Source organism: Halopelagius fulvigenes (assembly GCF_055398025.1).
This window is the reverse complement of the sequence record NZ_AP043846.1, coordinates 1091023-1114401: the sequence shown is the minus strand read 5'-3', so window position 1 is coordinate 1114401 and position 23379 is coordinate 1091023. Positions and strand designations below refer to the sequence as shown.

The window sequence follows — 23379 nt, the reverse complement described above, 5'->3', positions numbered from 1 at the left end:
ACCCCCGGCCGATGCGGAAAGGTACTTCCGCCCCCGGTCCATCAGACCCCACAATGCCACCGCGCCACGGACTCGTCGCCGCGTCTCTCGCTTTACTTCTGGTTTTCGCGGGGTGTTCCGCCCCCGGGGTGAACCCGAACGCCGACGCCGGCGGGTCTGACTCGGACGCACCGACGCTCGCGACGCCGGACGAGAACTTCTCCGACCCCGAGAAGGACGTCCTCGGGTGGGAGGACGGCTACTGGTACGGCGAGCCCATCCGAGTGGACCAATCGGACGGCCTCTCGGACGAGGAGATGCGGGCGTTCGTCGGGCGGTCGATGGCCCGCGTCGAGTACGTCCGCCACAAGGAGTTCCGCAAGCGCGTCTCGGTCGAAGTGCTCTCGCGGGCCGAGTACCGGAACCGCTCTACGGGCACGCCCTCCGCCACCGGACCGAGCGAGTTCGACCAGTGGAACAACCAAGTGTGGGAGGCCCTGTTCATCACCGGCGAGGCCGCCGACAGCCAATCGAGCATCAGCGGCACGCGCGAATCCGCCGTCGCGGGCTTCTACTCCCCCCGCGACGACGAGATAAAGATAATCACCGACTCGCCGGACTCGCCGACCATCGACAACGCGACGCTCGTCCACGAACTCACGCACGCGCTTCAGGACCAACATTACGACCTGACGAAGCGGAAGTACACCGGCCAGACTCAGGACGGCGACTTGGCCATCGACGGGGCCGTCGAGGGGAGCGCGAAGTACGTCGAACTCCGCTACGCCGAGATGTGCGAGGGCGAGTGGAGTTGCGTCCCCGCGCCGCAACGCGCGTCGTCCGGATCCTCCGGGAACTCCTCGGGCGGTGGGCCGAACCTCGGCATCTTCCTCACCATCTTCCAACCGTACTCCGACGGCCCGGTGTTCATCGCCGAACAGCACCGCCGCGGCGGGTGGGACGCGGTGGACGCCCAGATGGAGAACCCGCCGGAGTCCTCAGAACAGGTCATCCATCGGACCGACGAGAAGCCCGTCCGAATCCAGTTCAGAGACCGGGGCCGAAACGGCTGGTCCACGTTCCGGAGCCAGGGGCAGGGCGGGTCCGACACCGTCGGCGAGGCATCCATCTTCGCCATGTTCTGGTATCAGGCGCGCACGACGGGCGCGGACACCGTCAACCCGCGGTCCATCCTCCAGATCGATAGCCGCTACGACACGTACAACTACGACGCCAAACCCTCGAACGGGTGGGGCAACGACCGCCTGTTCCCGTACAAGAAGGGATCCGGCAACGCCAGCGAGTACGGCTACGTCTGGGTGACCGAGTGGGACTCCGAGGCCGACGCCCGGCAGTTCCAGAACGCGTACCAGAACATCCTCTCGGCGCACGGCGCGACGAAACGCGGCGAGAACACGTACGTCGTCCCGAACGGCGAGTTCGAGGACGCGTTCCGCGTCACCCGCGACGGCACCCGCGTCGTCATCGTCAACGGGCCGACGCCGAAGGACCTCGACGACATCCGCCCGCGGCAGTCCTGACGGCGCGTCGCCGCCGCGAATCCTTTTGTCCGGCCGCGCCGTTGCTTCGACGCGTGAACGTCACGCGCGTCCGAGTCGTCGCGGTTCTCGCAGCGCTGACGCTCGTCCTCTCGGGGTGCGCCGCGCCCGTCGCGGACCCGACTCCGAACGCGTGGCGGTGGCCGGAAGACCCGAAGAACGACCGCCTCGGGTGGGAGGCCGGGTACTGGTACAACGAGTCCATCGACGTGGACCAGTCCGACGGTCTGAACGCCTCCGAACGCGAGGCGTTCGTCGGCCGGACGATGGCCCGCGTCGAACGCATCCGGGGGCTGGAGTTCGAGGAGTCCGTGGAGGTGGCGGTGATGTCGCGCGCCGAGTACCGCAACCGGTCGAACGGCGGCGGCGACGACGCCGGGCCGGGGTGGAACGACCAAGTGTGGGAGGCGCTCCTTCTGATCGGCGAGAACAGGACCGTCGAGTCGACGTTCGACGAGCTGTACGGCGACGCCGTTCTCGGGTACTACTCGCCCTCCGAGGAGCGCATCGTCGTCGTCAGCGACGCCGAGAACCCGGTGATAGACCGGGCGACGCTGTCGCACGAGCTGATGCACGCCCTCCAGTACCAGCAGTTCGAAATCGACGGCGCGCCGCAGACGCTGGACGGCAGACTCGCGGAGGACGGACTGGTCGAGGGCGACGCGCGGTACGTCGAGAGGCTGTACGAGCGACGGTGCGGCGGCGAGTGGGACTGCATCCGGCGACCCGACACGAACCCCAACCGCGAGAACTTCGACTTCGGCGTCTACCTGACCGTGTACACGCCGTACAGCGAGGGTCCGACGCTCGTCGACTCGCTCCGCGAACGCGGCGGATGGGCGGCCGTGAACGAGGCGTACGCGAGCGTGCCGGCCTCGACGGAGCAACTCGTCCACCCCGAGGCGTACCCCGAGGACCGACCGCTGACCGTCGGGGTGCCGGACCGGTCGAACGGCGCGTGGTCGCGGTTCGACCGCGACCCGGTCGGTAACACCGTCGGCGAAGCGCCCATCTTCGTGATGCTCTACCGACACGGGGCGATACCGTCGTCGTCGCTCGAACGGAACCCGGGGGCGTACTCGCGGTACGACTACGCGGCGAACGAAAGCGACGGGTGGGCGGGCGACACCGTCGTCCCGTACCGGAGCGACGACGGCGAGTTCGGCTACGTCTGGGCGACCGAGTGGGAGACGGCGGAAGACGCCGAGGAGTTCCGCTCCGCCTACGAAACCGCGCTTCGAGAGGGGCTGAACGCCACGCGGACGGGGCCGAACACGTACGTCGTCGCGGACGGACCCTACGCCGACGCGTTCCGGGTGACGCGGGAGGGGACGCGAGTCACCGTCGTCAACGCTCCCACGACCGACCAGTTGGACGGGGTCCACGCGCCGGATCGGTAGAGAAGACACTTACCTACGAACGGCATCGGACCCTGTATGCACCCCCGTACAGTACTTCTCGTCGGCCTCGCAGCGCTCGTCGTTCTGGCGGGCTGTTCGGGCGCTCCGGGCTCGCCCGCGACGGAGGGACCGGCGCAGTCGGACCTGACGACGGCGGCCGACGAGACGGAGGCGAAGACGGACGAAGCGATAGCGAAGTACGCAACGAACAACGCGGAGGCGACGACTCCGACGAAGGTGACGGACTCGACGAGGGCGGCCGGGTCGTCCGCGACGCACGACTGCCCCCCGATACTCTACCTTGAAGCCGTCGAGCGACCCTCGAACGAGACGGTCCTCGCGTACGGTAACCTCACGGCGGAGCGAAAGGCGGAGTTCGACACCGCGCTCGTCGAAGGGCGGGCCGAAATCGAAGGCGGCGACGGCTACGAGTTCTGGGTGGACCGCCCGTACGTCGAACACGACGGCAACGTCTACCGCGCCGTCGTCGCGGTGTGCTGACCGCGCCGCGCCGAACGCGGTTCGCCCTCGGTAACGCGTACAAGACGTGACCTTTTCGTGGCTCCGCGAATAGCCACCCCTATGACTACGTTCGACATCGTCGGCGAGGACGCCATCCTCGACGGGTCGGCGACCGACGCGTACTTCGAGCGAACGGAGACGACGCTCCGGCACGCGGGGAAGAACCCGCGCGTCGTCGCCGAGGTGACCGCCGACCAGTTCCCGACCGGCGAGTACGAACTGCTCTCCGGGGTGAAAGACGCCGCCGCGCTGTTGGAAGGCCGGAATATCGACGTCGATGCCATCCCCGAGGGCCGCCTGTTCGACGGCGGGCCGGTGATGCGAATCGAGGGGCAGTACCTGGCGTTCGCCCGGTTCGAAACCTCGCTTCTCGGCTTCCTCTCGCACGCCTCCGGCGTCGCCACGGCGGCGCTGGAAGTGCGCCGGGCCGCGCCGGACAGCACCGTCCTCTCGTTCGGCGCGCGGCACGTCCACCCCTCCATCGCCGCGATGATAGAGCGGAGCGCGCTCGTCGCCGGGTTGGACGGCATCTCCCACGTCGCGGCGGGCGAGATTCTCGGCCACGAGGCGTCGGGGACGATGCCGCACGCCCTGATGATCTGCTTCGGCCGCGGGAACCAAGAGGAGGCGTGGCTGGCGTTCGATGAGGCGGTGGACGAGTCCGTCCCGCGCGTCGCCCTCTGTGACACCTACAGCGACGAGACGGACGAGGTGCTTCGCGCGGTGGACGCACTCGGCGACAGACTCGACAGCGTGCGCCTCGACACCACCTCCTCGCGCCGCGGCGACTTCCGGCACATCGTCCGCGAGGTGCAGTGGACGCTCGACGCCTACGGCGAGGACGTGGAGGTGTTCGTCTCCGGCGGCCTCGGCCCCGAGGAACTGCGACACCTCCGCGACGCCGCCGACGGGTTCGGCGTCGGCGGCTACGTCTCGAACGCCGACCCGGTGGACTTCGCGCTCGACATCGTGGAGATAGACGGCGAACCGGCGGCCAAGCGCGGCAAACTCACCGGCGCGAAGGAGGTGTACCGGACGCCCGACGGCGGCCACCACGTCGGCTTCCGCGGACGCGAGGGGCCCGAAGACGGCGAGACGCTGCTGGAACCGCTCATCCGCGACGGCGAACTCGTCGAGGGCGTCTCCTTCGACATCGAGGCGGCGGCGGAACGCGCCGCCCGCGACGCCGAGCTGACCGGGTTCCCGCGAGCGAACGCGAGCGGAAAGCCGTCGGACGAGTAGGCGGGCCGAGCGGGGTCGAACGGACCTCAGACCCGGATTCGGACGGCGACCGACCGCGGCGAACGCGCGGCGCAGTCGCTCCGACGACAGTCCGCGAAAAAACCGAAAACCGCAAACGAGAGGCGCAGAGCCGTCGGCGGCCGAAGGCGCGCCGACCTCTCTTTCCCCCCGTCCCCCTCCTTCTTACAGCTCTTCGACGCTGCCGCCGTCGGCGCGTTCGCGGAACACCTGTCCCTCGAACAGCGTCACCATGGCGTCCTCGTCCTGCCACGCGAGCGGCGACAGGCCCGCCTTCCGGCAGGCGTGGGTGAGGAACTGCTCCTCGTTCCAGCCGTTCTCGACCGGTATCGTCGGGTAGAGCCAGCCGTGCTTTCCATCCTTGTCCACGGCGACGCCGTGGGTGCCGAGTTCGATGTCGGCCACGGGATCGTTCGTCAGGACGTGGTTGCAGACGATACAGACCGAGATGTTCAGATTCGGAAGCTCCGGCTGTTCTATCTCGGAGCCGCAGGAATCTCCGGACGCGGCCTGAATGGCGGCGTCCACGATGGCGTGACCCAGTTGGTTCTTCCCCCGGTAGGCGCCGGCGCACCCTCGTAGCCGGCCCCGCCCCCGGGTGGATTGGATGCGTACGAACGCTCCGGTTCGAGCGTAGAATGCGTCGCGCATGCTACCTGGCTGTTCACGTTGACCGTGAAGAACGTACGATTCGACCGATTCCCGCGCTAACTCGACCGCCCTCGCCCCATCCTCGTAGGTGAGGTGTACGGTCTGCGCCTCGGACATATCTATTCTTAGGTATTCGTTGAACTTGAACGCTTCCCTTGTCACCACCGGTTTCGGGGCTTGATTCCCGGTCTCGAAGGCGAGAAACGGAGCGGGGTCGGCCGAATCGAACGCCTTATGCGGGGAAACCGAGTAGTTTCGAACGGCAGAGAGAGCCCGGTTCCCGTGCGTCGCATCCGCGACGCATGAGGAAAGTCCCCCCACCGTCCGGACGGGTGACCGGGCGCAAGCCCGGAGTCGGAGACGGCTGGCTCTGGAACAGAAACGAGACCCCTCGACCCGACCGATGAAGCGCGCGGCGGCCATCGGCCGCCGACGGCGCGAACGGGGCGACCCGTTCGCGCGCGAACCGACCCGTAAGGGGAGGGAGTTAACCCGCGGAGGGCGCGAGGCGGCGTTAGCCGCCTCGAAGCGAACGGGCGCACCGCGCCCGTGAGCAGACGGTCGAGAACGGATGGAACGGCGAATCCTCACCGGTGCAAGTCCGCGCCGCCAAGGTAGTCCGGACAGCACCCTCGGGACATCCGAGGTGCCCCCGGAGTCTCTCCGGGGAGGACGCGGACGCTCAGCCGAATGCCGGGACGAACAGAAGGGGGCTTACTCCTCTCAGCCGACTACGACGCGGAGCGACGAGTCCGTGAGTTGTTATTATCCTACCCCGACTTCATTATCAAGAAAACCCACTAAACCGGCCGTATTTGGTAGTCGGATTAATAACCTTCTGTCGCCTAGCCACGCGTATGACGCGAGACGACGAGCACCGCGGTCACGACCACGACTCGTCCGGGGGCGAGTGCGGGTCCGGGGGAGACTGCGGGTGCGAAACGGGGGACGAGGCACCGACCGCCGAAACGCCGACCGACGGGGAGGCGACCGCCGAAGCGTCGGACGGCGAAGCGGGCGAGACGCTCCGACTCTCGGTTCCGGAGATGGACTGCGCCTCCTGCGCGGAGAAAGTCGAGAAGAGCGTCCGCGCCGACGCCGGCGTCCGAGACGTGGACCCCCAACCCACGACGGGAACGCTCTACGTCGGGTACGACCCCGCGGAGACGACGGGCGACGCCGTCCACGAACGCGTCGAGGCCGCCGGCTACTCGGTCCTCGGCGAGGAGGCGGCGACGTTCGACGTGCCCGACATGGACTGCGCCTCCTGCGCAGGGAAGGTGGAGTCGGCGCTCCGCTCCGTCGAGGGCGTCGGCGACGTGGACACCCAACCCACCCTCGGCGAAGTCGGCGTCTCCTTCGACCCCGACGTGACCTCCCGCGGCCGCCTCGTCGCCGCCATCGAGGGCGCGGGGTACGACGTGGTGGACGATGACGCCGACGCCGGCGAGTCCCGCGCCGTGTGGACGAGTCCGCGCGCGTTGAAGACGTGGGCCGGCGCGACGTTCCTCGCGGTCGGACTCGCCTTGGAGTTCCTACTTACCGGCTTCGACGTCCTCCTCGCGGCCCCCCTCGGCTACGAGATATCGACCGCGTGGGTCGCCTACGCCGTCGCCATCGCCGCCGCGGGCGTGCCGGTTCTGCGGAACGGCTACTACTCGCTCCGCAACCGCAACCTCGACATCGACCTGCTGATGTCCGCCGGCATCGTCGGCGCCATCGCGGTGAACCTGCCGTTCGAGGCGGCGACGCTGGCCGTCCTCTTCAGCGTCGCCGAGTTGCTCGAACGCTTCTCGATGGACCGCGCGCGCAACTCCCTGCGGGAACTGATGGAACTGTCGCCCGACACGGCGACGGTCCGACGCGACGGCGAGGAAGTCGTCGTCGCCGCCGAGGACGTGGCCGTCGGCGAGACGGTTCTCGTCCGCCCGGGCGAACGCGTACCGCTGGACGGCGTCGTCACGGAGGGCGAGTCCGCCGTGGACGAGTCGCCCATCACCGGCGAGTCCGTCCCCGTGGACCTCTCGCCCGGCGACGAGGCGTACGCCGGCAGCATCGTTGAGGAGGGTTACCTCGAAATCGAGGCGACGGCGACGGCCGACGATTCGACGCTCTCGCAGGTCGTCGAGATGGTCGAGGAGGCCAACCGCGAGAAGACGGAGTCCGAGCAGTTCATCGACCGCTTCGCTCGGTACTACACGCCGATAATCGTCGCGGGCGCGGTGTTCACCGCCGCGGTGCCGCCCCTCCTCATCGCCGACCCCGTCTCGGTCGGCGCGGCGGGGTACGAGTTCACCTTCGCCGGCGACTGGCAGACGTGGTTCGTCCGCGCGTTGACGCTCCTCGTGGTGGCGTGTCCCTGCGCGTTCGTCATCTCGACGCCCGTCTCCGTCGTCTCGGGCATCACCTCGGCGGCGCGCAACGGCGTCCTCGTGAAGGGCGGGACGTACCTCGAAGCGATGAACGAGGTGGACATCGTCGCCGTCGACAAGACGGGGACGCTCACGACGGGCGAACTCGGCGTCACCGACGTGGTGCCCGTCAACGGCACCTCCGAGTCCGACCTCCTCGGCTGCGCCGCCGCCCTCGAAGCGCGGAGCGAACACCCCATCGCCAAGGCCATCGTCTCCCGCGCCGACGACGAGGCGGTGCCGAACCGCGACGTCGAGGGGTTCGAGGCCCTGACGGGTAAGGGCGTCCGCGCGGACTTGGACGGCGAGACGCACTACGCCGGGAAGCCGTCGCTGTTCGCCGAACTCGGCTTCGACCTCGAACACACCCACGTCCGCACCGACGGCGGTCCCGCCGCAGGCGCGACGCCAGAGGCGTCGGCCCGCGAGTGCGAACACGGGTCGTACGTGGACTTGGCGAACGAGGTCATCCCCCGCCTCCAATCCGAGGGGAAGTCGGTCGTCCTCGTCGGCACCGAGGAGAGACTGGAGGGCGTCGTCGCCGTCGCCGACACCGTCCGCCCGGAGGCGGCGTGGACCGTCTCGCGCCTCCGCGAACTCGGCGTCGAACGCGTCGTGATGCTCACTGGCGACAACGAACGGACCGCGGAGGTCATCGGCGAACGACTCGGCGTGGACGACGTGCGCGCCGACCTCCTCCCCGAGGAGAAGGTGGACGCCGTGCGCGAACTCGAAGCCGACGGGAACGTCGCCATGGTCGGCGACGGCGTCAACGACGCGCCCGCACTCGCCGCCGCCAGCGTCGGCATCGCCATGGGCGCGGCCGGGACCGACACCGCGTTGGAGACGGCGGACGTGGCCCTCCTCTCGGACGACCTGACGCGCCTGCCGTACCTGGTGACGCTCTCGCGGAAGACGACGAGCATCATCGAGCAGAACGTCTGGTCGTCGCTGGCGATGAAGGCCGTCCTCGCCGTCGCCGCGCCCCTCGGCCTCATCTCCGTCGCCTTCGCCATCGTCGTCGGCGACATGGGCATGAGTCTCGGCGTGACGACGAACGCCCTGCGACTGGCGGGCGTCGAACCCGAGTCCGAGGCGAGCGACTACCGGTAACCCCGGTTTCCGCCGACCGAACGCTCTTTTGTTTCGCCGATTCACATCCGATCGAACGAATGTCTCGCACCGCTCTCCGGGCCCTCGCTCTCGCGGCACTCGTCGTCCTCGCCGGGTGCGCCATCCCCGTCGATATCCCGACGGAGGACCCCTCGACGTCGACGGACGCGCCGACCGGCGGAACCCCGGACTCGACGACGCGAACGCCGACCGACGCCGGGCCGACGGCGACGGCGCACCCCGACCGCGAGAGTCCGTGGGGCGACGACCCGATAGTCGTCGCAATACGCGATACGGCGGACACGGGTCGGAACTGGGCCCCGTTGGTGCGCGAGGCGACGGCCTACTGGGAGGAGAACGCCGAACGCTACGCCGGCTACCCCGTCGAGTACGTCGTCCGACCGGACGCCGCGAACCCCGACGTCGTCGTCCAGTTCGTCGAGAGGGTGGAGGACTGCGAGAACGCCGCCGAGGCGGCCGGGTGCGCGCCCCTCATCGAACACCGACGCCAGATCCAACGCCCGGCGAAGGTGTCGATTCGGACCGGCTTCTCCGACTCCTCGACGGTGTTGGTCCTGAAACACGAACTCGGGCACACCCTCGGCCTGCGGCACGACGACGCCCCCGCGGACGTGATGGCGAGTCAGTCCGTCCTGTACACGGAGACGCAACCGAACGCGACCGAACGCGAGTTCCCGTGGGACGACGGGGAGTTCACCGTCCACGTGGACGCGTCGGGCGCGACGGACCCCGAGGCGGCGCGCAGACAGGTCGAGCACGCCCTCGACTACTACGAGGGGTCTCCGCCGGGTGTCCCCGACAACGTCTCCTTCGAGTACGTCTCCGACCCCGCGAACGCGGAGGTGACCGTCCGGTTCGCCGAGACGCCGCCGTGTTCGGCGGAGGCGGCCTCCTGCGCCGGGACGACCGGGACGGACCCCGACGGCGACGGGGTCGTCGAGACGTACACCGGTCTCGAAATCGTCCTCGACGACGACACGGCCACCGATGCGGTCGGGTGGCACGTCGGCTACTGGATGGCGTACGCCCTCGGCATGGAGGAGAACTGGGAGAAACCGCCGCCGTTCCGCGACGCCTCACACGAGGAACGCCGGAGCGAGTGGTGGCGGTAGGCGCGAGGGATCGTCTCCGCGAACCGTCGACCGGCCAACAGTTAACCCGGCGGACGGAAAACCGGCGGATATGGTCCCTCCAACCGGCGAACGCGCCGGGCCTCCCTCCCCGTCGGTCGTCTCGTGGGAACGCCCGTCCCCGACCCGTCTCCGAACCGCGGTCAGACACGCCGTCGCGGGCTTCTTCGCCGCGGTCCTCCTCTTCGTCTTCGTTCTCCTCGGAATCGTTGCTTACGGCTCGCTGACCGGCGAGTCCCCGGACTCCCTCGTCGTCCTCGTGACGTTGCTCCTCGTCGGCGGCCCGTTCTCCCTCCTCTATCTCGTCACGGCGCACGGCGGCGGCGACCTGAGCGACCTGTTGCCGTACGACCTCAACTTGCGGCCGCGGTACCTCCTGCTTTCGACGCCGTTCTGCGCCGGGGTTCTCGCCACCGCGACGCGCGTCCCCGTCGTCTTCCCCGCCCTCTTCGTCGGCCTGTTCGTCGCGTGGGTCGTCGCCGTCGCGCGCGAGTCGGCGGGCGACGTGTCGGTCGAGGAGGGGTCGCTCCGCGTCCTCTCGGGACCGAAACCGCGCCCGTATGACGTTCGAACGCTCCGCGCTCACGAGTCGTGGTCCCTCGGGTCGATGCGCGTCGTCCGCCTCCGGTACGCGGGTTCGATGTCGCTCTCGCGTCCGTCGTTCGTCTTCGTGCCCGAGTCCGACTTCCCGGCCGTCGAGGGCGCGCTTTCCGAAATCGAGTCGCGCGACTACGGCCTCGACCCGAGCGAAACCTCCCGGGCGGCGAAGGCCGCCCTCGTCGCGTTCGGACTCCTCTTTTTCGGCCTCGCGGGAACGGTCGCACTCCTCGCCAGTCGCCGCGGCGACGCCGAGTTGGCGGCGTCCTCGGTGGCCATCCTCGGAATGTTCGGCGTCGTCTTCTGGGTCCTCGCGTGGGCGTCGTGACCGGCGACGGCGACCATTCTTGTCGCTCGGTCCCCAAGCGCCGGCCGTGCCGGAGTCCCCGCCCCCTCTCGACCCCGAGGAACTGGCGACCGAACTCGAACGGGCGTTCGGCGGCAGCGAACGCGAACGGAGCGTCGTCGCTCGGCAGGCGCGCGACCTCGCAGAGTCGGGAAAACCGGAAGCCGACAGGGGCGAACCCCTCACCGTCGCGGAGGTGGTCCGCCAGATGGGCGACGCGCCCGAGGGGTCCGGCGTCGCCGACCGATGGAACTGGTGGTTGGGGTCGCTCGAAATCGCCTACGGCGGCTACCGCGAGTTCCAGGTGACGCGCTTCTGACCCGCGCGTCTACTCCGAACGGCCGTCGAGGCGGGCGAGGATGTCCTCGGTCAGCGCCTTTGCCGCCTCGACGTGGTCGTTCGCCGCCTCGCTCTCCGTCGATTCGACGTTCGACAGCAACTCCTCGACGTGTTCGATGCGCGACCGGACGACGGTCAGCGACACGTCGGCGTCGCCCGCCCGCGAGGGGTGTCCCGCGAGCCACAGCGAGGCAACGTCGGAGGCGACGGCCTCCGCCTCGCCGAGGTACGCGCTCTCGGGCCGTTCGACCGGTAGCTCCGCCGTCGATTCGAGGTGGTCCGACAGGTCGGCCACGAGCTCGCGAATCGGGGCGCGGTTCCTGTCCGGGCTCATACCACTCCGTCCGGGGCGGAGACGGATGAGTCCTCCGCGTGTCTCGCGGCGCGCGCCCCGCCCGCAGGAACTGCGCTGCGGGGTGGGCTTCCCGCTCCCCTTTTTCTCTCCGCTCTCGCCTACTCGTCGGGTGCGGTCGTTCGCGACCCGACCACCGCGCCGCCTCCCGAACGCCGGGCGGACTACTCTCGGACGTCCGGCAACCGACAGGAGAACGTCGCCCCCTCGCCGGGTTCCGACTCGACCCAGATCTCGCCGCCGTGTCGCTCGACGATGCGCCGGCAGAGCGCGAGTCCGATGCCGGTCCCGGGCCGTTCCTCGTGGCTGTGCAGCCGTTGGAACACCTCGAAGATGCGGTCCTGACCGTCGGGGTCGATGCCGATTCCCTCGTCGCGCACGGAGACGACCCAACTTTCGCCGTCGCGCTCGGCGGTGATTTCGACGTTCGGCGGCTCGCCGCCGCTGTACTCGATGGCGTTGCTCAGGAGGTTCTGGAACAGCTGCCGCAGCTGGCTGGCGTCGCCCTCGACGGTGGGGAGTCGCTCGGACTCGACGTCGGCGTCGCTCTCCGCTATCTGCATCTGGAGGTCCTCGCGGACGTCGCCGAGAACGTCGTTCAGGTCCACCGGCCGGAAGGAGTTCCCCCGCGTCTCGATGCGCGAGTACGTGAGCAGGCCGTCGATCATCTCGCGCATCCGCTCTGCGCCGTCGACGGCGAACCCGATGAACTCCTCGCCGTCCTCGTCGAGTTCGTCGGCGTACCGCCGTTCTATCAGCTTGAGGTAGCTCGTGACCATCCGGAGCGGTTCCTGCAGGTCGTGGGAGGCGACGTAGGCGAACTGCTCTAAGCGCTCGTTGGACTCCTCGAGCTTCCGGCGGTACTCCTTCCGTTCGGTGACGTCCTGGAGCATCAGCATGCCCGCGTACACCTCGTCGTCGGCGTTCCGGACGGGGAGCGTGTGCGCCAACAGCGACCTGCCGTGACGCTCTATCTCGAACGTCCGCGATTCGCCGTCGAAGACGGCGCGGAAGTGCGGTTCGACCTCCTCGATCAACTCCTCGGGGTAGCGCTCGACGATGGTCGCTCCGACCACCTCCTCGGGGGATATTCCGAGTTCGGTCAGCATCTCGCCGCCGGCGACGGTGTAGGTCAGGTCCTCGTCGAACAGCCCGACCGCTCCGTTCGGGAAGTGCTCGACGAGCGTTCGGTACCGGCGTTCGCTCTCCTCTAAGGCGCGCTCTCGGGCCTTCCGTTCGGTGATGTCGCGCGCGACGCCGATGCGCTCGTGGCTGTCGCCCGGAAGCAGCGCGAACGTCGCCTCCGCGGGGACGCGGCGTCCGTCCGCCGTCCGCAACACCCCCTCCAGCACCGGTTCGCTGACGTCTCCCTCTCTCAACGCCGCCTCCATCTCCGCCGCGCGTTCGGCGGTGTCGTCCGCGACGACCAACGAGACGTTCGAGCCGAGCAGTTCGTCCCGAGCGTAGCCGGTCATCTTCGCGTACGCGTCGTTGACCATCGTGAATCGCGAGTCGGCGTCCACCGCGTAGATGCCGTCTTCGACGGTTTCGACTATCGTCTCGTACTTCTCCAACTCTCGCTCGCGTTCGACGCGTTCGGAGACGTCTCGAACCACCCCGCACCGGCCGTACGTGTCGCCGTCCGGGAAGGGGGCGATGCGACTCTCCGCGGGGAACGCCTCGCCCGAGCTCGTCCGCAGGTCGAGTTCGATCTTCGGGAGCGTCCGCTCGCCGTCCAACACGTCCTCCACCAACCACTCGGCCCGCCTCGTCACCGCCTCGTCGTGGACTATCGCCGCGGGTTCCCCGAGAAGCTCCTCGCGGTCGTAGCCGACCATCTCGCAGAACGCGTCGTTGACCATGATGAACCGCGAGTCGGCGTCCACCGCGTAGATGCCGTCGCCGACGGTTTCCACGATGGCCTCGTACTGCTCCAGCGTCCGTTCGCGCTTCTTCTGTTCGGTCACGTCGCGGAAGTACACCGAGATGCCCGTCTCGGAGGGGTAGAGATTCGCCTCGACCCAGAAGTCCAGCGTGTCGTAGTACAGCTCGTAGCTGGTCGCCTCCTGCGACCGCCTCGCCGTCTCGAAGGCGTCCCAGACGTCGTCGATTTCGGCGGCGGAGGGGAACACGTCCCAGAGGTACTTGCCCAGCAGTTCCTCCTCGGAGTGTTGGAGCAGTTCCTCGGCGCGTTCGTTGACGTGCGTGAAGCGCAGCTCCTCGTCTACGGCGTAGAACGCGTCGGAGATTCGGCTGAGGATGCGCTGGAGTTCGCTCTGCAGTTCCAGTTCCCGGTTGTGCTGTTCGGTCGTATCGCGCGTGACCTTCAGGTACCCGCGGTGGGTGCCGTCGTCGTCACGAACCGCCGTGAGGGTCACGTTCGCCCAGAACCGGCTCCCGTCCTTCCTGACGCGCCACCCCTCCTCTTCGATCACCCCCTCCTCGGTCGCCCGTTCGAGGTTCCGGTCGGGGACGCCCGCCGCCCTGTCCTCCTCGGTGTAAAACGCCGAGAAGTGCTCTCCGACTATCTCCTCGGAGGTGTAGCCTTTGATTCTCTCCGCGCCCTCGTTCCAACTTGCGACCCGTCCTTCGGGGTCCAGACGGAGGATAGCGTACTCCTCGACGGCGCAGACCAGCGACTGAAACTGCGCCTCGGTCTCCCTGCGGGCGTCCTCGGACTCCGTTCGGTCCGTGATGTCGTAGTACAGCTCGATTCGACCCCCCGCGTACCGTCCGGCGTCTATCGGCTTGCTGTAGTGTTCGAGCCACCGTTCCTCGCGTTCCTCGCCCTCGGTGACCCGGAACTCGAACTGCTCGATGTAGCTGTTGTCCTCGTACGTCGCCCGGATGTTCTCCTCGAACCGCTCGGAGTCAGCGACCCGTTCCTTCACCGTCTCCCGGATGACCTCCCGCTTGTCGCGCCCGATCACTTCGTCCCGGTTGAGGCCGAAGTACTCCTCCGCGGTCTCGTCGGCCCACGCGACTTCGAACTCGTCGTCGAGGACGAACACGCCGATGTCCGCCTCGTCGAGGACGGTGCTGATGGACTCGTACGACGCCCGCGACGGGTCGCGCGCCTCCGCCTGCCGGTTCGCCTCCGAGCGGTCGCGGACGACGCCGACGCTCCCTCGGAACCCGCCGTCTTCGAGGAGCGGGCTGACCCGGAGTTCGCAGGGAACCGTGCCGCCGTCGGCGGTTCGGACGTCCAACTCGAAGGGGACGGTTTCGCGGCTCCCCGACTCGACTCGGCGCGCGACTTCGCGCTCTACCCGTTCGGCGCCGTCGTCCGTCAGGAGGACGGAGACGCGTTCGCCGAGGAGTTCCTCCCGAGCGTACCCGGTCGTCTCGACGAGTTCGTCGCTCACCGCGAGGAACCGTCCCTCGGCGTCGAGGTGATAGATGCCGTCGTCGAGCGTATCGAAGAGCGTCTGATACCGCCGGAGTGCCACCTCGTCGTCGGCATCTCCCCAGAATGCCCCTTCGGTGGCATCCGATTTGGTACTCATTACTCCGTAGAAGCCCTTAACCGAGTTAAACTGCTCGTCGCCCCCAAATCTCCCGTCGCGCGGTGCCGTCTGAGGCGACGCGCAGTCGCTTCCGCACCCGGGTCGGGCGCGGACGAACCCTCCGACCGCCTCGCGCGACGCGCCGCGGCGGAGACGGATACCGTTCCTTTTTCCCTCGGAAGCGTCTCTTCTCGGTATGTCTTTCTCCGCGGCTTCTCTGGCCGTTCAGAGCGTGGCTTCGGCTTCGGCTTCGGTGACGGCCGAGATGCTCGTCGTCTTCGCGCTCATCCTCCTCGCTCTCGTCCTGTTCGCGACGGAGTGGTTCCCCATCGACGTGACGGCCATCCTCATGATGGTCCTGCTGATGGTTCTCGAACCGTGGACGCAGATATCCCCGCAGGAGGGGATCTCCGGGTTCGCCAACCCGGCCACGATAACCGTGCTGGCCATGCTCATCCTGAGCACGGGCATCAACCGGACCGGCATCGTCCAGCTCATCGGCCGGAAGATGGCCGCGTTCGCCGGGACCAGTCGGCGCAAGCAGCTCGCCGCGACCGTCGGCGTCACCGGCCCCGTCTCGGGGTTCATCAACAACACGCCGGTCGTCGCCATCCTCGTGCCGGTCATCTCGGACCTCGCACACGAGGGGGAGACGTCGCCGTCGAAGCTGCTCATGCCGCTGTCGTTCGCCTCGATGCTCGGGGGGACGCTGACGCTCATCGGCACCTCGACGAACATCCTCGCGAGCGACATCGCCGCCCAACTTGGCGCGGAGTCGCCCGAGCTCGGCCTCTCGGCGTTCGGGATGTTCGAGTTCACCAAACTCGGCGTCATCGTCTTCGCCGTCGGCGCGCTCTATCTGATGACGGTCGGCGTCCGGCTGATTCCCGAGCGGATTCCGGCCGACGAGGACTTAGTCGAGGAGTACGCCCTGCAGGCGTACCTCGCCGACGTCGTCGTCCCCGCGAACTCGTCGTTCACCGGGCAGACCGTCGAGGAGGCGTTCGGCGACGACGACCTCGACATCGACGCCCTCCAGTTGGTCCGCTACGGGGAGCGCTTCGACGAACCGCTCGCCCGCAAGGAGATTCACGAGAACGACACGCTCCGCCTCAGGACGAACCGGGACACGCTCGAACGCATCGTGGACGCGGAGGGACTCACGTTCGCGGGCGGACCGCAGAACGAAGAGGACCTGCACTCCGACGAGGAGGAACCCGTCCTCGTCGAAGTCGTCGTCCCGTCGGGGTCGTTCCTCGTCGGCGAGACGCTCGCCAGTTCGACCTTCCGGCAGCGGTACGACGCGAACGTCCTCGCCTTCCGCTCCCGCGGCGAAGTCGTCCGCGACCGGTTCGAGGACATCCGCATCCGGGTCGGCGACACGCTCTTGGTGCAGGCCCCGCCGGACAGCCTCACCCGCCTCGTCCAGAACGAGGACTTCATCGTCGCCCACGAGTTCGACGACGTGAACTACCGGACGGAGAAGATTCCGTTCGCCGTCGCCATCATCGCCGGCGTCGTCGCGCTCCCGGCGCTGAACGTCCTCCCGATAGTCGTCTCGGCGCTCGCGGGGGTGGTCGCGATGGTCTTCACCGGCGTCTTGGAACCGAACGAGCTGTACTCCTCCGTCGAGTGGAACGTCATCTTCCTGCTCGCGGGCGTCATCCCCCTCGGCATCGCCCTCCAGCAGACGGGGGCCGCCGCGCTTCTCGGCACCGCCGTCGCCTCGACGGCGGCGTTCCTGCCGGCGCTCGGCGTCCTCTGGGTGTTCTATCTGGCGACCGGCCTGCTGACGAGCGTCATCAGCAACAACGCCAGCGTCGTGCTGATGATTCCGGTCGCCGCCAACGCCGCGCAGTCCATCGGAGCCAACGCGTTCGCGTTCGTCCTCGCGGTGACGTTCGCCGCCTCGACGGCGTTCATGACGCCCGTCGGCTACCAGACGAACCTCTTCGTCTACGGCCCCGGCGGCTACACGTTCTCGGACTTCCTCCGCGTCGGCGCGCCGCTACAACTGTTGTTGTCGTTCGTCACGGTCCTCGGAATCGCGTTCTTCTGGGGCGTCGGCGCGTGAGCCCCGAGTACGCCGGTGGGTACGTCGGGTCGGACGACGCCTACACCGTCACCGCGTCGCCGATATCCGGCGCGGAGGCGTCGAATCCGTCCGCTCGGAGTTCCTCGGCGAACGCCGCACAGCGGTCGCCGTGGTTCACGAGGACGCGACTGCCGCGGTAGGAGTCGAGCAGGCTCAGCAGGCCACCTCTGTCAGCGTGCGCGGAGAAGTCGTACCACTCCACCTGCGCGCTGACGGGCATCACGCGCCCGTCGAGTTCCGCCCGCCCCGACTCCAGCAGTTCGCGCCCGGGCGTCCCCTCGACCTGATACCCCGTGAGCGCGACTTTGTTCGTCGGATTCGACCGTATCGCCGGCACGTAGGTCATCGCCGGCCCGCCCGAGAGCATCCCGCTGGTCGTCACGATGACCGTGTTCTGCGCGGCGATGCGTCTCCGCTGTCCGTCCCGGCCGGTGACGAAGCGGGCGTTCGACTTCGCGCGCCGGAGTGCCTCGGCGTCCCGGACGAACTCGGGGTACTGCCGGAGCATCCGCGTGACTCGCTTGCCCATCCCGTCCACGTAGCAGTCGATGTCGTTGGCCTCGCAGACCAGAAGCATCTCTTGGGTCCGCCCGATGGCGAACGCGGGCACGACGACGGTACCGCCGTCCCACACCGTCGTCTCGACGCTCTCGACGAACCGCCGTTCGATTCTCCGGCGTGGGTCGTGTTCCACGTCCGAGTAGGTGCTCTCGCAGATGACCGCGTCGGCGTCGGGACGCGCGGCGGACGCCGACACCAACCGCTGGTCGTCGGTGTGGAAGTCGGCGGTGTAGAACAGGCGCGTCTCGCCGTCGTCCACGAGGACGTGGGCGCTTCCGGGGATGTGGCCGGCGTTGTAGAACGTCACCTCGTGGCCCGCCGCCTCGAACGTCTCGCGGTAGCCGTGCGTCTCCGACACCTGCGTGACGCGCTTTACCTCCGTCTCGGTGAACGGGCAGTTGTAGCTTCCGCCGCGTCGCCTCCGGCCCCGCGAGCCTCCGGCCGCTCCGCTCCCGGAGACGCCGTGCAGTTTCAGCGTGTCGCGCGCGAGCGTCAGCGCCAGTTCGCGCGTCGGCGGCGTCCAGTGTATCGGCGGCCGCCGGTCGCCCGACAGGAGCGCGGGAATCGACCCGACGTGGTCGAGGTGGCCGTGGCTGACGACGACGGCCTCCGGGTCGGGCGCGCCGACCGGGAACTGCGGCGGGTTGCCGGTCAGCATCCCGTAGTCGAGGAGGAGGCGGTCGTTCACGAGGATGGCGCTCCGACCCACCTCGCGCGCGCCGCCGAGAAACCGAATGTCCATTACCGGCACGTAGTCAGGCGCGCCGTTTGGACTCGTCGCTTCCGGTCGGGCGTCAGCGGCGGGGGGAACGGGGGACTACTCGCGCCGACCGAAGGGGTCCGCTCCGACGACGTCGATGTCTCCCCGACCGGTGACCGTGACCCGCGCGCCCTCGTAGCGGAAGGTGACCATCGCACCGTCGAGAGCCCCGTCCCCGACGGTCGAGAACAGGGCGTTCAACGCGTCGGCGTCGATGTGTTCGGCCAACGGCCGCAGTTCGAGGGGGTCGACGCCGTGGAACGCCGCGACGGCCTCGACGACGCGGAGGCTGACCGGGTCGGTCCGCGAGAAGTACCGGACTGCGTCTTCGTCGGTCGGCCGTCCGCCGGATGATGAGTGTGACGACATGAGTGTACTGAACGGAACCCACCCGTCCGGCGCGCCCCGTCGGGAGTCGCGTTCGCGCGGAACTCGACCGTTCGAGAACCGCTCGGCGGGCGTGTTCGACCGTTCTATTCGGACGACTCGCTGGCTAACGGTATAACGATTCGCGTCAATAAATTATCCACTCCGCGGGTAGTGGTCAGTTCGACGCCCGCCGCTCGACGGTCGTCAGGCGTTGGAACGCCCGCGTCGGGAAGCGCGGTTCGACCCTGCTCGGCGGCCGGCCGGCCCCGTTCGACTCGTCGGCTTGGACGCGCGCCACCACGTCCTCTTCGGCGAGTTCGTACAGGTAGCGCCGGATGGTGCTCGCGGAGAGCGACGACCGGCGGGCCAGTGCGTCCGCCGTCTTCTGCACCGACGAGCGCTCGGACTCGTCGAGTTCGAGCAGGTAGCACAGCACCTCCTGTCTGTTCTCCGCGAGTGCGAGGACGCGCCCGAGCGACACGCAGGGGCGCGGCACCGAGTCCATGCCGGCCCGGAGGTGGCTCTCCTCGATGACGGTCGCCCCGTCGTCGAGTGCGGCGTCCACGGTGCCGAGAAGCGCCGCGAGGGAGTCGTGGGCGTTGCCCTCCGCCCACGTCGCCAGCGTGCGAATCTGACCGTGCGTCACCGCGTCGCGCGCCAACCCCGCGGTGATCCGACTGGTGAGGATGTCCGTCACCTCGGCGCGGTGGTAGCGCGGCACTTCGACCGTCGGCGCGTCGGACACCGCCTCCGGGGCCGCCTCGGGGCGCGCCCGTCCGACGGCCACCACCGACACGTCGCGGGACCACTCGTCGCGTTCGCGCGCCAACCACTCCAGAAGCGCCGGGTCGCCCTCGTCCACGTGGTCGAGTGCGACGACGAGCGACTGCGTCCGGAGGTACTGTCGAATCCGCTCGCGCAGTTCGTCGGTGGAGAGTCCCCGCCGGGGGACGGACTCCTCGGTCGATTCGTCGAGCAGTCGGTGGTAGAACTCGAACTCGCTGGTCGCCGTCCGGACGTCCACGTACGCGAACGTGGTGCCGGACTCGCTACCGCTCCGCGTCGTCGTCTGGATGGTGCTCGTCGGCGAGGAGAGGTGCCGAGAGAGGTGGTGAAACAGGGCGGTCACGACGGCGGACTTCCCGCACCCCGAGGGGCCGTGGACGTACACGTCGTCCGGCGTCTCGCCGTCGAAGACGGGGTCGAGACGGTCCAGCAGTCGCTCGATTGTCGCCCCGCGGCCCACCGGACTCTCCGGGTGCCACACGGGGCTCAGCGCGCTCTCGTCGACGAGTAATCGCCGTCGTTCCCCCCGACGTTTCCGCTGGAGGATTCGGTCTTCGATGTTCATTCAGTCGAATCGGGTTCCGACCAACCGTCGCTCACGTTGGCGGTGCTAAGGTATCGTCGCTAATAAATTTGCGAGGGAGCGGCTACATTCCCAGCGTCGCGACCCACGAACTGCTGGGGAAGACGCCGATGGCGTACATCACGAACACGAGGAACGTGCCGAAGACGATGGCCGCGGCGGGCGGGTCCCAGTGGGTGTCGCCGTGCGCGTAGAAGACGCGCTGGAACAACTCGCCGAACAGCCCGGACACCAGACCGAACGCGCCGGCCACGAGAAGCGCGACGGCGAGCGACCCCTCCGCGCCCCCGTTCGTCATGGCGAGCGCCGCCGTCCCGGCGGGCAGCGTCATGTGGTGGGTGACGGGAATCCGCTCGACGCCGAGGTTCAAGAACAGCAGCGACGCCGCGCTGATACCGAACGCGAGGAACGCGCTGCCGGTCACCATGGCGACGTACCCGCCGAAGATACCGGCGACAGCGCCCATGGCCGCGACGTTACCCCACTTGTACTGGTGGGGGAGCCACGGTTCGACCGCCAGACGGGTCTCCTCGCCGCCGTCGGCCACCGCGCCGCCCGAGGGCGACGCGCCGTCGGCAGTGCGGAGTTCTTCGCGCTCGAACGGCGTCATGTCGAGGAGGCCCTTCCCGCGCACCTTCCCGATGACGTCGTAGCCGAGGATGAGTCGGTGGAACAGCGCCGAGAGCACGACGCCCATGGCGATGTGGTCGTACGGCATGTTGAACGTGGCCGAAATCACCGTCAGCCAGTAGCCGAGGATGCCGAACAGGCCGCCGACCGCCAGCACGTCGGGTTTCGTCCCGAGTGCGAACGCGATGTCCTTGGCGTTGTGGTAGTCGAAGCCCGACTGCATGTAGCCGCGCTTGGCGGCGTACGCCGCGGCGGCCGCGCCGCCCGCGAAGCTGATGGCTGGCGAGAACGGCGCGCCGAACGCGACGGAACCTGTGATGGCTCCGGCGTCGGCGTTGGCGATGCTCGCCGCCTCGCCGGCGATGACCATGAAGCCGGTGAAGACGAACGCCGGAAGCGCGCCGAGCGCGGCCCCGAACGCCCCGCCCGCGAAGGCGGCGATGAGCATCTCTATCGACCAGAGTTCGGCGAGCGCCACGCTCACTCACCTCCGTCGCGCGCCCAGTCGAGCGACCGTTCGACCGCGTCCTTCCAGCGACCGTAGCGCTGTTCGACGTCGCCGGGGCTCTTCGGTTGGAACTCGCTATCTATCTGCCAGTTGTCGCGGAGTTCGTCCACCGTCTCCCAGTAGCCGACGGCCAGGCCCGCGGCGTACGCCGACCCCAGCGCCGTCGTCTCGTCGACGACCGGACGGGCGATGTCGGTGCCGACGATGTTCGCCTGTAGCTGACAGAGGAAGTTGTTCTTCACCGCGCCGCCGTCGACGCGGAGCGTCGTCAGTTCGATGCCCGAGTCGGACTCCATCGCCTCGGCCACGTCGCGCGTCTGGAACGCGATGGACTCCAATACCGCGCGGACGACGTGCTCGCGGCGGGTGCCGCGCGTCATGCCGACGATGGTGCCGCGGGCGCGCTGGTCCCAGTGGGGCGCGCCGAGCCCGGTGAACGCCGGGACGAAGTAGACGCCGTCCGTCGAATCGACCGACCGAGCGAGTTCCTCGGTCTCGGCGGCGTCCTCGATGAGCGTCATGTCTTCGAGCCACTCGATGGCCGCGCCCGTGATGAAGATGGAACCTTCGAGGGCGTACTTCACGGGTTCGCCAGAGCGCTGGAAGCCGACGGTCGTCAGTAGACCGTGCTCGCTCTCGACGGCCTCGTCGCCGGTGTTCATCAGCATGAACGACCCCGTGCCGTAGGTGTTCTTCGCGTCGCCCTCGTCGAAACAGGTCTGGCCGAACAGCGCCGCCTGCTGGTCGCCGAGTGCGCCCGCGACGGGAACTTCCGCGCCGAGGAAGCCGTCGGCGTCCGTCGTTCCGTAGTGGTTCTCGTCGGAGGAGGGACGCACCTCGGGAAGGGTCGCCTCGGGGACGCCGAACTCATCTAAGAGTTCTTCGTCCCAGTCCATCTCGTGGATGTTGAACAGCATCGTCCGCGAGGCGTTCGTCACGTCCGTGATGTGGTTCCCCGTCAGCTTGTAGATGAGCCACGAGTCGATGGTACCGAACATCAACTCGCCCTGTTCGGCTCTCTCGCGGACGTCGTCGGGGCGCATCCGCTGGAGCTTGATCTGGTCGGTGTTGTCCAGCAGCCACTCGGCCTTCGTCGCCGAGAAGTACGCGTCCGGTTCGAGACCGGTCTTCTCACGGATCCACCCCTCTTTGCCCTCCTCTTGGAGTTTCTCGACGCGGTCGGTGGTGCGTCGGTCCTGCCAGACGATGGCGTTGTGGATGGGCTTGCCCGACTCGCGGTCCCAGATGAGCGTCGTCTCGCGCTGGTTCGTGATGCCGATGGCGTCCAACTGGTCGGAGCCGATCCCGGCCTCGGCGAGCGCCGCGTCGATGACCTCCTTCGTGTTCTCCCAGATCTCCTGCGGCTTGTGTTCCACCCAGCCGGGTTCCGGATACACCTGTTCGTGTTTCTGGTACGCGTTCGCTACTACCTGTCCGTCGTGGTCGAAGACCATGAACCGGGTTCCGGTCGTCCCCTGGTCGATGGCGCCGATGTATCGTTCTTCACTCATCGTTCTCGGTCCCGCGACGCTACTTTACCGAGAGCGCCGCACTACCGATAACAATACACTAAGATAATTATAAACCTTACCATCAGTTCACGGTTCACCGACGAACGAGAGCGATCGAAACGCGGTTCTTCGGGCGCTTTATCCGATGAAACGGCGAATCGGTCCGTGACGCCCGCCGCGCCGAGTTCGGCTCGGCGACCGGCGTCCCGTCTCGTCTATAGCTAATTTTTCGCTCGTTAGACTATTCTTTACTCGCACGGCGCACCACCGGTTCACAACATCTGCGACTCAGAGAGCACCGACAGAGGGCGAGTGAGGGCCCCCGATTCGGGGAGAAGCGCGACGGACGCCAGTCCGAGGCGACGCTGCGTCGATTCCGCCGAACGAATT

17 protein-coding genes and 1 other RNA gene are annotated in these 23379 nt (G+C 68.2%); 10 read left to right on the top strand and 8 right to left on the bottom strand.

Annotated features, from left to right (window positions below):
• Positions 1-53: 53 nt before the first annotated feature.
• From ACZ522_RS10335 to ACZ522_RS10320, 4 genes are all read left to right on the top strand, one after another.
• The gene (locus ACZ522_RS10335) at positions 54-1520 is read left to right on the top strand and encodes an Hvo_1808 family surface protein (RefSeq protein WP_379692402.1); all 1467 of its coding nucleotides are present in this window, start codon (positions 54-56) and stop codon (positions 1518-1520) included.
• 53 nt (positions 1521-1573) lie between these two features.
• The gene (locus ACZ522_RS10330) at positions 1574-2938 is read left to right on the top strand and encodes an Hvo_1808 family surface protein (protein ID WP_379692403.1); all 1365 of its coding nucleotides are present in this window, start codon (positions 1574-1576) and stop codon (positions 2936-2938) included.
• Positions 2939-2974: 36 nt separating this feature from the next.
• A complete protein-coding gene (locus ACZ522_RS10325) occupies positions 2975-3439 on the top strand; it encodes a DUF7979 domain-containing protein (RefSeq protein WP_379692405.1) in 465 nt (154 codons plus the stop codon).
• An 81-nt stretch (positions 3440-3520) separates the two neighbouring features.
• Complete coding sequence (locus ACZ522_RS10320; protein WP_379692407.1) at positions 3521-4702, top strand: nicotinate phosphoribosyltransferase; 1182 nt, start codon at positions 3521-3523, stop codon at positions 4700-4702.
• A 183-nt stretch (positions 4703-4885) separates the two neighbouring features.
• Here the strand turns inward: ACZ522_RS10320 and ACZ522_RS10315 are convergent, their stop codons facing one another.
• Positions 4886-5488, bottom strand: a complete 603-nt coding sequence (locus ACZ522_RS10315; protein ID WP_379692409.1) for a TIGR00296 family protein — start codon at positions 5486-5488, stop codon at positions 4886-4888.
• Positions 5489-5632: 144 nt separating this feature from the next.
• Between ACZ522_RS10315 and rnpB the strand changes: the two genes are divergently transcribed.
• The 5 genes from rnpB (at position 5633) to ACZ522_RS10290 (ending at position 11308) form a co-directional block, all read left to right on the top strand.
• Positions 5633-6100: RNase P RNA component (rnpB, locus tag ACZ522_RS10310), an RNA gene on the top strand.
• A 128-nt stretch (positions 6101-6228) separates the two neighbouring features.
• Positions 6229-8895 (top strand): heavy metal translocating P-type ATPase, encoded by a 2667-nt coding sequence (locus ACZ522_RS10305; RefSeq protein ID WP_379692410.1) that lies wholly within the window; start codon positions 6229-6231, stop codon positions 8893-8895.
• Positions 8896-8954: 59 nt separating this feature from the next.
• The gene (locus tag ACZ522_RS10300) at positions 8955-10028 is read left to right on the top strand and encodes a matrixin family metalloprotease (protein ID WP_379692412.1); all 1074 of its coding nucleotides are present in this window, start codon (positions 8955-8957) and stop codon (positions 10026-10028) included.
• A gap of 70 nt (positions 10029-10098) precedes the next feature.
• Positions 10099-10971 (top strand): hypothetical protein, encoded by an 873-nt coding sequence (locus tag ACZ522_RS10295; protein WP_379692414.1) that lies wholly within the window; start codon positions 10099-10101, stop codon positions 10969-10971.
• A gap of 46 nt (positions 10972-11017) precedes the next feature.
• Positions 11018-11308, top strand: a complete 291-nt coding sequence (locus ACZ522_RS10290) for a hypothetical protein (RefSeq protein WP_379692415.1) — start codon at positions 11018-11020, stop codon at positions 11306-11308.
• Positions 11309-11317: 9 nt separating this feature from the next.
• Here the strand turns inward: ACZ522_RS10290 and ACZ522_RS10285 are convergent, their stop codons facing one another.
• On the bottom strand, positions 11318-11662 hold the full coding sequence (locus ACZ522_RS10285) for a hypothetical protein (RefSeq protein WP_379692417.1): 345 nt from the start codon (positions 11660-11662) through the stop codon (positions 11318-11320).
• A 182-nt stretch (positions 11663-11844) separates the two neighbouring features.
• Positions 11845-15186, bottom strand: a complete 3342-nt coding sequence (locus ACZ522_RS10280; RefSeq protein WP_379692419.1) for a PAS domain S-box protein — start codon at positions 15184-15186, stop codon at positions 11845-11847.
• Positions 15187-15451: 265 nt separating this feature from the next.
• Here ACZ522_RS10280 and ACZ522_RS10275 point away from each other — a divergent pair, with 265 nt between their 5' ends.
• Positions 15452-17260 carry an SLC13 family permease gene (locus ACZ522_RS10275; protein ID WP_379694508.1) on the top strand — a complete coding sequence of 603 codons (1809 nt, stop codon included), beginning with the start codon at positions 15452-15454 and terminating at the stop codon, positions 17258-17260.
• Positions 17261-17300: 40 nt separating this feature from the next.
• Here the strand turns inward: ACZ522_RS10275 and ACZ522_RS10270 are convergent, their stop codons facing one another.
• The 5 genes from ACZ522_RS10270 to glpK all read right to left on the bottom strand — a co-directional run bounded on the left by ACZ522_RS10270 (position 17301) and on the right by glpK (position 22989).
• Positions 17301-18584 (bottom strand): MBL fold metallo-hydrolase, encoded by a 1284-nt coding sequence (locus ACZ522_RS10270; protein WP_379692420.1) that lies wholly within the window; start codon positions 18582-18584, stop codon positions 17301-17303.
• 75 nt (positions 18585-18659) lie between these two features.
• Positions 18660-18971, bottom strand: coding sequence for a HalOD1 output domain-containing protein (locus tag ACZ522_RS10265; protein WP_379692422.1), 312 nt, complete (start codon positions 18969-18971; stop codon positions 18660-18662).
• A gap of 175 nt (positions 18972-19146) precedes the next feature.
• Entirely contained in the window at positions 19147-20322 is a 1176-nt protein-coding gene (locus tag ACZ522_RS10260) for a Cdc6/Cdc18 family protein (RefSeq protein WP_379692423.1), read from the bottom strand.
• Between the two features lie 82 nt (positions 20323-20404).
• A complete protein-coding gene (locus ACZ522_RS10255) occupies positions 20405-21448 on the bottom strand; it encodes a DUF7973 family transport facilitator (RefSeq protein ID WP_379692425.1) in 1044 nt (347 codons plus the stop codon).
• Between the two features lie 2 nt (positions 21449-21450).
• Positions 21451-22989 carry a glycerol kinase GlpK gene (gene glpK, locus ACZ522_RS10250; protein ID WP_464391809.1) on the bottom strand — a complete coding sequence of 513 codons (1539 nt, stop codon included), beginning with the start codon at positions 22987-22989 and terminating at the stop codon, positions 21451-21453.
• Positions 22990-23379 lie beyond the last annotated feature (390 nt).

Excerpts from the sequence above, each read along its gene's own strand:
- ACZ522_RS10335 (WP_379692402.1), top strand. The coding sequence starts at position 54 with ATGCCACCGCGCCACGGACTCGTCGCCGCGTCTCTCGCTTTACTTCTG.
- ACZ522_RS10270 (WP_379692420.1), bottom strand. The coding sequence starts at position 18,584 with ATGGACATTCGGTTTCTCGGCGGCGCGCGCGAGGTGGGTCGGAGCGCC.
- ACZ522_RS10320 (WP_379692407.1), top strand. The coding sequence starts at position 3,521 with ATGACTACGTTCGACATCGTCGGCGAGGACGCCATCCTCGACGGGTCG.
- ACZ522_RS10260 (WP_379692423.1), bottom strand. The coding sequence starts at position 20,322 with ATGAACATCGAAGACCGAATCCTCCAGCGGAAACGTCGGGGGGAACGA.
- ACZ522_RS10295 (WP_379692414.1), top strand. The coding sequence starts at position 10,099 with ATGGTCCCTCCAACCGGCGAACGCGCCGGGCCTCCCTCCCCGTCGGTC.
- ACZ522_RS10305 (WP_379692410.1), top strand. The coding sequence starts at position 6,229 with ATGACGCGAGACGACGAGCACCGCGGTCACGACCACGACTCGTCCGGG.
- ACZ522_RS10315 (WP_379692409.1), bottom strand. The coding sequence starts at position 5,488 with ATGTCCGAGGCGCAGACCGTACACCTCACCTACGAGGATGGGGCGAGG.
- glpK (WP_464391809.1), bottom strand. The coding sequence starts at position 22,989 with ATGAGTGAAGAACGATACATCGGCGCCATCGACCAGGGGACGACCGGA.
- ACZ522_RS10325 (WP_379692405.1), top strand. The coding sequence starts at position 2,975 with ATGCACCCCCGTACAGTACTTCTCGTCGGCCTCGCAGCGCTCGTCGTT.
- ACZ522_RS10300 (WP_379692412.1), top strand. The coding sequence starts at position 8,955 with ATGTCTCGCACCGCTCTCCGGGCCCTCGCTCTCGCGGCACTCGTCGTC.
- ACZ522_RS10285 (WP_379692417.1), bottom strand. The coding sequence starts at position 11,662 with ATGAGCCCGGACAGGAACCGCGCCCCGATTCGCGAGCTCGTGGCCGAC.
- ACZ522_RS10275 (WP_379694508.1), top strand. The coding sequence starts at position 15,452 with ATGCTCGTCGTCTTCGCGCTCATCCTCCTCGCTCTCGTCCTGTTCGCG.
- ACZ522_RS10265 (WP_379692422.1), bottom strand. The coding sequence starts at position 18,971 with ATGTCGTCACACTCATCATCCGGCGGACGGCCGACCGACGAAGACGCA.
- ACZ522_RS10280 (WP_379692419.1), bottom strand. The coding sequence starts at position 15,186 with ATGAGTACCAAATCGGATGCCACCGAAGGGGCATTCTGGGGAGATGCC.